The organism is Roseburia sp. AF15-21, from assembly GCF_003479505.1.
Taxonomy (GTDB): Bacteria; Bacillota; Clostridia; order Lachnospirales; family Lachnospiraceae; genus Roseburia_C; species Roseburia_C amylophila.
Window position 1 is genome coordinate 103402 of the sequence record NZ_QUHG01000003.1, and the last position, 12316, is coordinate 115717.

At 31.7% G+C, this 12316-nt stretch carries 13 protein-coding genes; 9 read left to right on the forward strand and 4 right to left on the reverse strand.

Going from position 1 to position 12316, the window contains the following annotated elements; all coding sequences use genetic code 11:
• The first annotated feature begins 16 nt into the window (after nucleotides 1–16).
• From DWW33_RS05770 to DWW33_RS05805, 9 genes are all read left to right on the forward strand, one after another.
• Nucleotides 17–1189, forward strand: a complete 1173-nt coding sequence (locus DWW33_RS05770) for a protein kinase domain-containing protein (protein WP_243088549.1) — start codon at nucleotides 17–19, stop codon at nucleotides 1187–1189.
• Nucleotides 1190–1279: 90 nt separating this feature from the next.
• Entirely contained in the window at nucleotides 1280–2113 is an 834-nt protein-coding gene (locus tag DWW33_RS05775; protein WP_118639042.1) for a hypothetical protein, read from the forward strand.
• 541 nt (nucleotides 2114–2654) lie between these two features.
• A complete protein-coding gene (locus DWW33_RS16210; RefSeq protein WP_330419804.1) occupies nucleotides 2655–2864 on the forward strand; it encodes a transposase in 210 nt (69 codons plus the stop codon).
• Nucleotides 2861–3331 (forward strand): helix-turn-helix domain-containing protein, encoded by a 471-nt coding sequence (locus DWW33_RS05780; protein ID WP_330419805.1) that lies wholly within the window; start codon nucleotides 2861–2863, stop codon nucleotides 3329–3331. Before DWW33_RS16210 ends, DWW33_RS05780 begins: the two co-directional genes overlap by 4 nt.
• Nucleotides 3328–4293: an IS3 family transposase gene (locus tag DWW33_RS05785; RefSeq protein WP_158577459.1), complete on the forward strand. Its 966-nt coding sequence runs from the start codon at nucleotides 3328–3330 to the stop codon at nucleotides 4291–4293. Before DWW33_RS05780 ends, DWW33_RS05785 begins: the two co-directional genes overlap by 4 nt.
• A 234-nt stretch (nucleotides 4294–4527) precedes the next feature.
• The gene (locus DWW33_RS05790) at nucleotides 4528–5700 is read left to right on the forward strand and encodes a hypothetical protein (protein ID WP_118639044.1); all 1173 of its coding nucleotides are present in this window, start codon (nucleotides 4528–4530) and stop codon (nucleotides 5698–5700) included.
• A 29-nt stretch (nucleotides 5701–5729) separates the two neighbouring features.
• Entirely contained in the window at nucleotides 5730–6674 is a 945-nt protein-coding gene (locus tag DWW33_RS05795; protein ID WP_118639045.1) for a hypothetical protein, read from the forward strand.
• A gap of 132 nt (nucleotides 6675–6806) precedes the next feature.
• On the forward strand, nucleotides 6807–7976 hold the full coding sequence (locus DWW33_RS05800; RefSeq protein WP_118639046.1) for a hypothetical protein: 1170 nt from the start codon (nucleotides 6807–6809) through the stop codon (nucleotides 7974–7976).
• Nucleotides 7977–8446: 470 nt separating this feature from the next.
• Nucleotides 8447–8806 (forward strand): helix-turn-helix transcriptional regulator, encoded by a 360-nt coding sequence (locus tag DWW33_RS05805; RefSeq protein ID WP_005342894.1) that lies wholly within the window; start codon nucleotides 8447–8449, stop codon nucleotides 8804–8806.
• 231 nt (nucleotides 8807–9037) lie between these two features.
• On the opposite strand, the gene DWW33_RS05810 is transcribed toward DWW33_RS05805, so the two are convergent.
• From DWW33_RS05810 to DWW33_RS05825, 4 genes are read right to left on the reverse strand one after another with little or no spacing between them, the layout of a single operon-like run.
• On the reverse strand, nucleotides 9038–9937 hold the full coding sequence (locus tag DWW33_RS05810) for a sensor histidine kinase (RefSeq protein ID WP_118639047.1): 900 nt from the start codon (nucleotides 9935–9937) through the stop codon (nucleotides 9038–9040).
• Nucleotides 9938–9946: 9 nt separating this feature from the next.
• The gene (locus tag DWW33_RS05815) at nucleotides 9947–10684 is read right to left on the reverse strand and encodes an ABC transporter permease (RefSeq protein WP_055303142.1); all 738 of its coding nucleotides are present in this window, start codon (nucleotides 10682–10684) and stop codon (nucleotides 9947–9949) included.
• Nucleotides 10685–10699: 15 nt separating this feature from the next.
• Entirely contained in the window at nucleotides 10700–11395 is a 696-nt protein-coding gene (locus DWW33_RS05820; protein ID WP_118639048.1) for an ABC transporter permease, read from the reverse strand.
• On the reverse strand, nucleotides 11373–12311 hold the full coding sequence (locus DWW33_RS05825; protein ID WP_118639049.1) for an ABC transporter ATP-binding protein: 939 nt from the start codon (nucleotides 12309–12311) through the stop codon (nucleotides 11373–11375). Before DWW33_RS05825 ends, DWW33_RS05820 begins: the two co-directional genes overlap by 23 nt.
• Nucleotides 12312–12316: the final 5 nt, after the last annotated feature.

The following is a 12316-nucleotide window of genomic DNA, read 5'->3' on the forward strand; positions in this document are numbered from 1 at the left end:
AAAGGAGGAGATATTTATGGATATTGATTATTTCTTAAGAACTAAATATGAAGAAAATCAAGTGGAAGGTGTATTAAGAACAGAGGAACTATATAAAAATATAAGCAACACGTATTTAAAACATCTCTTTGCGGTTATGCATCAAAGTATTAATGGCTTGCTTAGTTTTATGCAATCCAAAAAGAATAGTAATGGACATTATAATGCTACTGAAAGCAGAGAACTGTTAAGAATGATTAAATTGTATGAAGATATGGAATATGTACTTAAGTCTACGCCTTTAGCTTTCAAATTAGAAGAAAAGTATGATAATATGTTGAAATTTTGCAATGGTTTTTTGCAAGAAAGTGGTGGAAGTGAAATACCTGATGATTTGCCGAAATTTAATATAATAGAGTATGACCCTATTTTTTATATGTCAGAAATAATAACTGTTCCTTCAATAAATAATGACAATAATTTTGAACTTAAAATGATAGGCGAAGGTTCCTATGCAAAAGTTTTTAGATATAGAGATGAATTTTATAATAAATATTTCGTTTTAAAAAGGGCAAAAAATGACCTTAATGATAAAGAATTGGAGAGATTTAAAAGGGAATTTGATGTCATGAATGAATTGAAATCGCCATATGTATTGGAGGTTCATAGATATGATGAAGAAAAAAATGAATATTATATGGAATATGCGGATGAGACACTAAAAAAATTCATAGAAAGAAATAACAGTACCTTAACAATAAAAAGACGACGAGGAATTGCGATGCAGATTTTCAAAGGATTCTCTTATATTCATTCAAAAGGGTATCTACATAGAGATATTAGTTTTACAAATGTGCTGTTACAACACTACGAAAATGATTTGACGATAGTAAAAATTTCTGATTTTGGTTTAGTTAAGATGAAACAAAGTGATTTGACAAGTTTCGGTAGTGAAATAAAGGGTTCACTAAATGACAGTAACCTTCAAATTGTAGGGTTTGGAAACTACAATATGGAGTATGAAACTTTTGCGCTTACAAGACTTATCTATTATGTGATGACAGGAAGATATAATTTGGAAAATATTAAAAATCAAAAAGTAAAGGATTTTGTACTGAAAGGTATATCATCCAATTTAGATGAAAGATATCATAGTGTTGCAGAGATGCAGCAGGCATTTGAGGTTGCTTTCCCTATTTCTGGATATTAGAATATTTTTAATCAGATATAGATTAAGTGATAAATAGATGTTGCTGATTTATATAGATATATTATTGCATGCGACTAAATGGAGGTACTTATGATAGATTATTTGTGTTATGTGAAGAAACAATATTCGAAAGAAAAAGAGTATGAGAAGTTTTTGGTAGGCTTAACAATACTTATGTTAATCGGTTATCTGATTACGGGTGATAATTTAAATCTGTTATTTATTTTCGGCGGCTTGTCTATTATGTATATATTTGGAATTCCATTTATAACTTATAGAAGAGAGCGAAAACAGGGAATAGTTGAAAAGAAAAAGGAATATATAAAGAAAGAATTTTTAGCAGAAGAATTTGAATGTATTGATAAAGTCTTGAACCAAGTAGAGAAGTATGATAATGCAAATAAGGTAGGAGCTCTTATTGAAACAGGGAAAAAGATTACTGAAAATGAATTGAAAGAAAATTTGGAAAAACATGAAGCACAATTTGAAAATGCAATGAAGGTAATAGACAATTTTTATTTTAAGAACAGTTTTAATAAAAATGATGGATTTTTGTATCATAATTTGAAAAAAGCTGATTTTATAAAAAGAAAGGCATATATAGAAAAAAGAATTGATGCCATAAATAATCCAGCAATTAATAGTGCTAGAATAATTGGAAAAGAGTGGATGCAACTTATTATATCTGTATTTGGGGGTTATATATTAGGAAAAATCGATACAACTTTAGCAAATGGACAGTTTTTTTCGACAATAGAACTTATTTTTATGACTTTAATATGTATTGTATTTATGATTATGAGTAATGTTTTTTCGAAACAAAGCTTGAAAAATGAAGCTATATCATATTACAGTATAGTAGATATTTTAGTATATGAAAGAAATATTTTGAACGAGCTGATAATGTCTTGGAATATTTGCTGACAACATGAAAAAGCAGCGTTATAATACCCTTACAAGGTCAAATTCTCCATATCCCAAAGCAACGCCCTTTATCCTCAAGGGGCAAAAATCTTTAGCCTAGGGAATGAATAAAATAACGAGAAAATAAAGACCTTGTAGAGCGGAAAAACCGTTCTATGAGGTCTTTTTCTTTTACTTAAAACCATGGAGAAAGCCTTGAAAATAGAGGAATATCGAGAGATAAGAGAGAAGAAAGAGAGAGCAAGCCAAGACCTTGAAGGAAGTCCTAAGATGCCTTGAAAGAGAAAATAGGTGAGGATAAAGGATTTTGCCTTTTGAGGATAAAGAGGGTTGCCTGAATATAAAACAGAGCTTCATAAATGGCGTAAATAAGCCATTTATGGGGCTTTTTCTTATGGGCTTTAGCCTGTTGAGTGCATCGGAGTTTCTCCCAACGGAGAAATGGAGATGTGCGAAACAATAAACCACCTGCTATTGTGATATGATACCTCTAAAGTAGACAGATTAAATATAAAAATCTGTTACTTTGGAGGTATTTTTCATGTCCAGAAAAGCAAAGTTTACACCGGAAGAAAAAGAACAGGCTGTTATAGATTATCTTGAAGGAAATAAATCTAGAATACAGATATGTGGAGAACTATGTATTTCTTCAAGAACCATTCAGGACTGGGCCTTGATTTATAGCAAACATGGACTTGCCGGTTTTTCAAAAAAATGCGAAATGGGTCTTATTCGAAAGAATTTAAAATGAAAGTGGTTGAGGAATATGTAAGAGGTGACGGCTCTTCCATTGATTTAGGAATAAAATATGATATCTCTTCCGGTCTTTTAAGAAAGTGGATTAGAATGTATAATGCCAATAGAGAGCTTAAGGATTACAATCCGAAACAGGAGGTCTATATGGCAGAAGCACGAAGAAAAACAACATTGGAAGAGCGGAAAGAAATCGTTGATTACTGTATCAATCATAATCGTAACTATAAAAACACTGCTGCAAAATTTGACGTTTCTTATAGCCAGGTTTATTCCTGGGTAAAAAAATATGACACCGATGGTGCAGATGGATTAACGGATCGGAGAGGATGTCACAAAACAGATGCCGAAGTGGATGAACTAGAACGATTAAAGCGTGAAAATCTGCGTTTGAAGCGTCAGTTGGAAGAAAAGGATATGGTAGTTGAACTGTTAAAAAAAGTGAAAGAATTCGAAGGGATGTGAAGCTTGGAAAGTTACGCCATGAATCAAAATATTTAGCAATCCGATATTTTTATACAAAGAAAAACTGGAGTATAGAATGGATGTGCAGACAGCTTGAGATATCAAGGGCTGCTTATTATGAATGGTTACATCGTGAAATACCGTATGAGGAACTTGAAAATATCAGACTTGCGGAACTTGTCAAAGAATACGATGAACGTTTTTGCCATATCTTAGGATACCGTCGAATGACATCCTGGATCAACCATTTCAATCATACATCGTACAGTAAAAACAGAGTCCACAGAATTATGAAAAAGCTGGGAATCCATTCTGTAATCCGTAAAAAGAAGAAAAAATATATTTATGCCAAGCCTGATGAAACGGCAGAAAATATACTTCAAAGAGATTTCTATGCTACTGTTCCCAATCAAAAATGGACTACAGATGTAACGGAATTCAAAGTACCTGGAGAGAAAAAGAAACTGTATTTAAGTGCCATTATAGATTTATATGACAGATATCCTGTAGCATATGTTGTAAGTGCAAGAAACGACAACAGATTAATATTTAAGACATTTGATAAAGCAATCGCAGCAAATCCGGATGCCAAACCGATTTTTCATTCGGACTGGGGATTTCAGTATACCAGCAAGACATTCAGGAAAAAACTTGAAAACCAGGAAATGGAGCAATCTATGTCCAGAGTTGGACATTGTATCGACAATGGACCGATAGAGGGTTTCTGGGGAATTATAAAATCTGAAATGTATCAGATGTACGAAATCATTGATGAGGTTTCACTAAGATATGCAATCAAAGATTATTTGCGTTTTTACAGTGAAGAACGTCCACAGGACAGATATGGCTGTAAAACCCCATCAGAAGTGCGCCAGGAAGCATTGTCATCTGATGTACCCACAGAATACCCGATTCCTGAAAACAAACGAATAAGCAAATGTAAAGAGAAATGGTGTGCATAGAAAAATGCCTGCACTTCAAAAGGAAATGCAGGCATCATCCACATCCAATTTTAGATATTTTACCTGTCTACTTGACAAGGGGCATATCATTGACGGGTGGTAATGATTATGAAAGATATTCGTAGAATAAGAGCGGACGGGAGTGTAAAAATATGATAAAATTAAAAAGGATATATTTTGGACTTGCTTGAAAATATATCTTGTAAATACAAAAAAGATTAAAGGGGAAGATATATGAATTGTTCAAATATAGGAGTTTTAGATGAATTACAAAAATTGGAAAACATGTGCGGGGAGTATAGTGGGGAATTAAAATTTTTAAGCAAAAAGATTAGAAGAGATATTTGGATTAGCGGTAAAAATGACTATATTCTTTCAAAGATGCTTAAGACCTTCAATTTAGTATTTGAATGTATGTACAATATCACAGGAGAATTTAGCTTAGGAACCATTATAGAATATGTGCTGTGCTTATCTAAATATGGTATTTTTATTAATTTGGCTTTAAATGCCACATATTATCAGAAATTAATAGATGATATACAGATGGAAAGTGCCAGACTAATTATTGAAGAGCAGTGGAAAGACATATATGCTTCAAAGGATGGGATGAAAACATTTATTGAAATATTTGATGATATATTTACTAAATGCATTAATTTATATAAAGACAAGTTCTTTCATGAATTGAAAAGCACAGATGTACTATGCAGAGCTGTAAGAGATTGGAACCATGATACGGATAGGTTTATTCCATGGTCTAACAAGACTAATAACAGATGGAATCCGCCTGGAAAAACATATCTCTATTTATCTTTTTCAGAAAAAGAGAGTGTTTATTCCGATAAGTTATCCTTAAATGAATATGTATGCTTACAAGAAATAAGAGCTGAAAAAGGGAAAAAATTTTCGCTTTGTAAATTTGAACCTATAACAAAAGGGAATATTTTGGATTTATCGTATAATGATGTTTCATTTGGACAGTTGAAAGGTATTGTTTCAGATTATCAACAAGAGATGACTCAAAAGATGATAGACGAAATGATGTCGAACCCAAATTTGATAGAAAAATATGCAGGAAACAAGCGAAACCTCAAACGAGACATTAAGAAAAAGCAAAAGAAGAATCCGGTAGATGAGAGCATTATTCAGGAATCCTATGCAAAGCAATATTTAAAAATGGTTTGTAATTGTATATATAAAAAGGTTGATGAAAGTAGTGAAGATAAAAAGGAAAAGGCATATAAATCTTTTCACATTTTATCAGAATATTTGGAAAACAAAGGTGTAACAGGAATTATTTATCCTTGCACGAGAGACAATACGATTTCTGGTAAAAATCTGGTGTTATTCAGAAAAGAAGATGCTGTGCCAGTTGAAAATTCAATAAGGGAAATTATTTATTAGCATTATCAAGTAAAGGAGTGAGGTTAAAATTGGATAGTAATGATTATGAAGAGAAACTGCGTGAAATTAGGGCTGCATTAAATAGGATTCCTAAATATATGGAGAATCCTGAATTTAAAAAAGCAATAGAAAATACGCAAAGAGTGGTAGCTGTATTGGGAAATATGGTCGTGGCAATTTCTCAAAGTGAAGCGGTTAAAGCATTTGGTAGATTAGCTGAGCAACTAAGTAATATTAAATTACCACAGCTTTCAGAAGAGGCAAAAGAAGGGCTGGAAAATTATCATTATTTGAATAAGTTGGAAAGTTTACAATGGCCACTATATTTTTGGGTCAGCAAAGACCTTATGAAAGAATTAGCTCCATATACAAGTATATCAGAAGAAAATGAAGACGAAATAAGTACGATTGTTTGCAAATTTTGTACTGCTGAATTTATAGATGGACTGCTTGTGGATTGGAATAATTCCACTGTAATGGATAGGAAAAGGATTCCTATATTGCAAGAGGCTATTAGTTTATATAATAGTGAATTATATTATGGCTGTGTGTCAATTTTAGCTTGCCAGCTTAATGGAATTATCACAGACATATATAATATGCAAAGAGCATATGGGAAAGAGTTTGATTTAGAAGATGTGAAAAGGGCATATCAGAGTTTTAATCCACAAAAGAAAGTTCCGGCAAGAATTAAGAAGGATAGTGAAAAGACACAATTATTGTGGTTTATATCAGATGCTGAAGAAGGACTTATGTATTGGATTAAATCAATAGAATACATATATAACATTATTTTAACCTCTGAGGACAGTATGAATCAAAGTAGTCATCCATGTAGAAATAAGATTTGTCATGGAATACAATTAAACTTTGGAACAAGAGAGCATGCATTAAAAAGTATACTTACTATAGATATGATGATTCGATTAGGAGAAAACCTCAAGCACATTAATGAGAATAACGCAGAAAACTAAGGTACACTAAAAGAGTAGGGGAATTATAAGGTGTAAGTTTGTGCGAAATGCAAGAATCATAAAAACTAAGGACAAAAGTAAATGACTATTGTATAATAATCCTTATAAAAATTCAGGAGAGGAATGATGTAAATGGATATAGATAAAATTTTTAGTGCAATTTGGGAAGGAAAAGAATGGATTTTTAGTGGAATTGGTGTAGTGGCATTAGGCTTTATTGGAAAATGCATAATAGGAAAAAAGTCTGGTGAGAATTCAGATACATATACAGTAAAATCTAAAATGCACGATAATAACAATGTTTTAGGTGGAAACAATATTACAGGTAAGAAAAATCAAATTATTCAGAATGATAATAGTAATGCGATTTCTGTAAAAGGAAATGGTAATGTAGCTGGGAATGGAAATAATATTACAAATAATTTTATTTATCCTAACAATGACAATAATTTGAAAGAAAATGCTGATTCATGGTTTTCTGAAAGGTTTAATGTACTACTTTCGCTTTTAAATGATGCAAGGGGGTTTTTTGAAAAAGAATATACAGTTGAATATGTAAGTTCTCTTATTGGATTAAAAAATGTAGATGAATTAAAAGTTTATTTAAATCAAGGGAAAGAGCCAGAGGATGAATTTAAGAAGAAATTTGTTGATGTATTTGGCGTAAATGAAGAGTGGATGGTACATGGCAGGGGTGAATTTCCATTTGCATCAAATATTAAATTTTCATATGATAACCCAATGGATATATTGAGAAGAGAGGATTTGAAAGTCATCAATAAATTTATTGTTGTTATTGGAGATGTAGAAGGAAGAAGACACGCATGTATTATAAGAAAAAGAGATGAATTATGCTATGAATTATATCCCAAGTATTTTGTTTTAAATTCACATGTTGGCGGAGCAGGAACAAGACAATTGGTTGGTTTGTATAGATTTTTACGAGAAGCAGATAGAATAAAAAAACTTGCTGGTGTTGTGTATGATGCAAGCGAAGAACAGATGGAAAAATTAATGAAGGGTGAGTTTCAGCCAAAGAAAGTGGAACAATTTAAAGTGGCAAGTAATTTTTTCGATAGTTTTATGTGTATAAGTGAAAAGGAAATAGAGAGAAATAAGAGTTTTGGGGATGAGGAATTTATTTTAGTACAACAAATAATTGCTGCCAATATTAAGGATTGCGATAGAATTAATCAGGAGTATGATTTAAAGCTTATTAAGAAAAATCTTGGAGAAGATTTTCAAGACAAAGAGGAAGAAAGTAATGATATAGATTTGTTTGATTCTTCAACTCCGTTGTGAATAGTTGCCATAATACTTTTCTGTAGTAGAATACCTGCTGATTTTTATCTGATAACAACTCTGTAATAGTGTCATAAAAAGGTGTAATACAATCATCACAGTTCCTTGTTTTTGGTTTTGTATATCCGTTTATATATTTATCAACAGTTCGTCTATCTACCTCCAATTCTCTAGCTATTTGACTTTTATTAATCCTCAATGTGCCATCCTCCAAAAATGGTTTTAATTTGTATAGGTCATTGACATTTTCTATTATTATATTTGTTATGATTTGATTTTTTAATATCATTATGAGTTCCTCCTTGTAACTCACATATCATAACATTTGTACATTCTTATTTAATACTTATTGTACATATTTAAGTATAACTTTATAAATACTTTATTTGAATTTATAATGCATATAATATGAGCTTTAATACATTCTAATCGCACAACATGAAGTATAAACTCATGCTAGGTGATTAAAAATGAGAAAAAAGAAAGATACACACAGCTTTGATTTTCGTCCTTTAGGACTGGCAATCAGAGAAGCCAGAGAGAAAGCAGGGCTTTCCAGAAATGATTTAGGCGATAAAGTCTTTTACGGAGAACGTCATATCGCAGATATTGAAAATATCGGAAAACACCCTAGCTTTCAGTTATTCCATGATTTAGTTACCATGTTCAATATATCTGTTGACGAGTATTTCTATCCAGCGAAGAATGTTGAAAAAAATACAGCCCGCCGTCAGATAGATTCGTCACTTGATTTATTGAGTGATAACGAATTAAAAATCATTCAAGGTACGATTGACGGTATCTTGAACAGCAGAGAGAATAAGAAGTGATTTGCTTCTTGTTTTCTCTGTTTTCCTATACAGATTCTTCAACATTTATTTGTTGATCTGCTCCGCAGGCAACAAATAAGAGCCGACTATCCTTATTTCTTTATCGTAAATTTACTTGTTACACAGTAATGAAAAAAGCCAATAGTTTGTAACTGGACTTTACAAACTATTGACTTTACATTTTGATGTCCACTCTTCAATGAATTATCATACGAATATATCTTCAATACTTTATAATTCAAGAGTAATAATAAGGCTATTGGCATGTACTTTTGCAACAATATTTCCGCCAAGAATGGCAACAAGTGTTTTTACTACCGCAAGTCCCAATCCTGTACTTCCATTATGTCTTGATTTATCGCCTGTATAAAAACGGTCAAAAAGTCGATTGCAATCAATTTCTGAACTGTCACTCATTGGATTTTCAATGGTAAATATAATATTATTATTTTCTTTCTCCATAAGTGTTATTTTTATCGTTCCAACAGAATACTTAATTGCATTTGTCAACAGATTTTGTAAAATTCGTTCTACCATATTTTTATCAGAATATACGTATATTGAATAATCTGGGAGATTTATTTCGGGTAAAATATTCTCCTTTTCTAATGCAACGGCATTTTCCGTAATTAAATTTATTAACATATTAGATATATTAAACTTTTCTTTTTCTGGAACTGTCTGCTGTTCTGCCAAAATAGAAAGGTCATAGAATGTTTCTACCAATTCTTTCATTTTTTCGGCTTTGCTAAAAATCACTTTTACACGCTGTGCTTGACTGGATTCCAAATTTTCTTTTTGCAATAATTGTAAATGACCAAGAATGACTGTAAGAGGTGTACGTAAATCATGTGATATATTGGCAACAGATTCTTTTAAATACTCTTCATTGCGTAATACGCCTGCGACAGCCTGTCGTTGTCTGATATTATATTGATTCAATATACCAGCCAGTCTTTCTAAATCTTTATCAATCAACGAAATGTCTAACATCTGCTGTGAATTTCCAGAATTCAATTCATTAACTTGATCCGCAAGATTACGGATTTGTTTTTTTAATTGAATATATCGAAATAGCAGTATTACTAAAAATATTGTTATGATAATTAAAATCCATTCTATGTTAGACATTTTCTCCACCTATTTAAAATCACATTTACAAAATTTTATCCACGAAAGCAATACCAATATACCAGACCATATACATCCTACTAAAATAGCTATCGGTTGAAAAAAGGTTTTCATGCTGACAACGATTCTGATTTGATAAGTAGGTAAAAAACCGACTGGTAATCTCAACATCATTCCATAGCCAAGATATAAGCTAAGACCAAAAATAATAATTGCTGTAACCGAGGTTGCTTTTACAGCATCCTGTAAATAGCAACAAATAAGTATTGCAATTAGAAATATCGCACTATTAAGCAGACAAGAATAAATGATTGCTTTTATAATATTGTAAAAAAACATTCCCACGTCTGCAACACCAAAGCGTCCAAATTCCCTTATGCACCCTGAAACTGGATAGACAAGAGCCATAAGATTAAAAGCAATTAAATACGATATTATTTTACTTGTAAAAATTTGTTTTCTGGAATGTCCAGCACTGACCTCTAAGTTTATTGTTCTCTTAGAAAATTCCTGTCCTAAAATCAATGCAAGTATAGCCGACATGATGATAAGAAGAAACGTAGAATCATACACCATTCCATTAAAAATATCAGCAAGAGAAGAAGCAATTTCTTCTGTCGGTCCCATGACCTCTGTAACATAAGTATCTGCTGTAAAAAATCCTAAAATAAATATTCCAATCATACCACACCAGTAAATAGAATTATGTAACAACTGATATTTTTCCAGTTTTAATAATTTATCCATAAAAAACACCTCCGGTTATTTCAAGTCTGTATGTAAAAAAGCACTACCTGCAATGAAATATAAAATAAAATTCCATAAAAAATCTACAAACAAGCAAAAGTTTGTCGAATAGACCTTTTGCAATGAAATTAACCTAAGTTGTCCCATTGGTATTATTCTGCTGATTATTTGTGCAGATTCACTGTTCAGCAAAAAAATCATAACAAAAAATAAAACCATTGAAACTGTCAGTGTTTTCCCCATATCACGAAAAATAAAAGCAAAAAACATCGGTAATGCACACAGTGTTATCATGGCAAACAGAGTTAGTAAAACCATAGTATATGTGCTATCATTCCAAAAAAGTTTTTCTCCAATATAAAATTGACTAATAATTCCATGTACAAATAATGGAAATACCAGAATGACAATACAACCTATTTGAGATACAATTAACTTTACTCTAAATATAGAACTTCTTTTATGTCCGGCAGTAATATAAGTATTTAAAGTTCTTCCACTAAAATCACTTCCAATGAACAATGCTATAAACACTATACTCAAAAAATAGAGTAACGGAATATTGTATAATGATGCCATAATTAAGTTTGAAGAGCGTTCTTTACTATCTAACAGCAATATGCTACTCAAAAGGAGATTGAATATTCCAATTCCCCAAAAATACCAACTGTGAAACAACTTATATAACTCAGTTTTTAGGAGATTTGACATCTTTTGTTCCTCCTATTTTGCTCAAAAAATAGTCCTCCAAAGTATCGCCAGATACAGAAAGTCCTGTTACAAGAATGTGCGATTCTGCCAAAGCAGACGCAACTGTCTCTAAATCATTCAAATAATCATACAAACGAATTATGCCATCTGGCATTAGTTTAAAGTTATCTGTATGAAGATTCTCTTCCAAAACCAGAACCGTTTTCTGAACATCTGTTGTTTTAATTGCTATATGTCGTTTACACCGTTCATTTAATTCATAATCGGAAATCTCTTCTATAATTTTTCCATGGTCAATCAGAATAAATTCTGATGCTGTTTGATACAATTCTTCTAAGATATGGCTTGAAACCAAAATGGTCATACCATATTCTTTATTCAAAATTTTTAATAAATTTCTGATTTCTACAATTCCAGCAGGGTCAAGACCATTGATAGGCTCGTCTAAAATCAATAGTTCTGGTGTATTTAAAAGTGCAACCGCTATCCCCAATCGTTGACGCATACCTAATGAAAAATTGCGGACACTCTTTTTACCTGTATCTTGCAATCCAACCATATCTAATGTCCTTTTAATAACTGATTTATCTGGTATGCCTCGTTGAATACGCTGTACTTCCATATTTTGATAGGCAGTCATTGACGGGAATAGAGCAGGCGTTTCAATCATACTTCCAATTCGTTTACGCTGTTTCTGCAATTCTTCTGTTCCAGAATTTCCCCATAAAGAAAGTGTACCACTTGTTGGAAACGCAAGCCCTGTGACTAATCTTAAAAAAGTAGTCTTACCTGCTCCGTTTTGACCAATAAATCCATAAATTTTTCCTTTTTTTATTTGTAAATTTATGTGGTCTAATGCTAATGTTTGTTTATATTCTTTGGTTAAAGACTTTGCTTCTAAAATAATTGAACTCATATCCC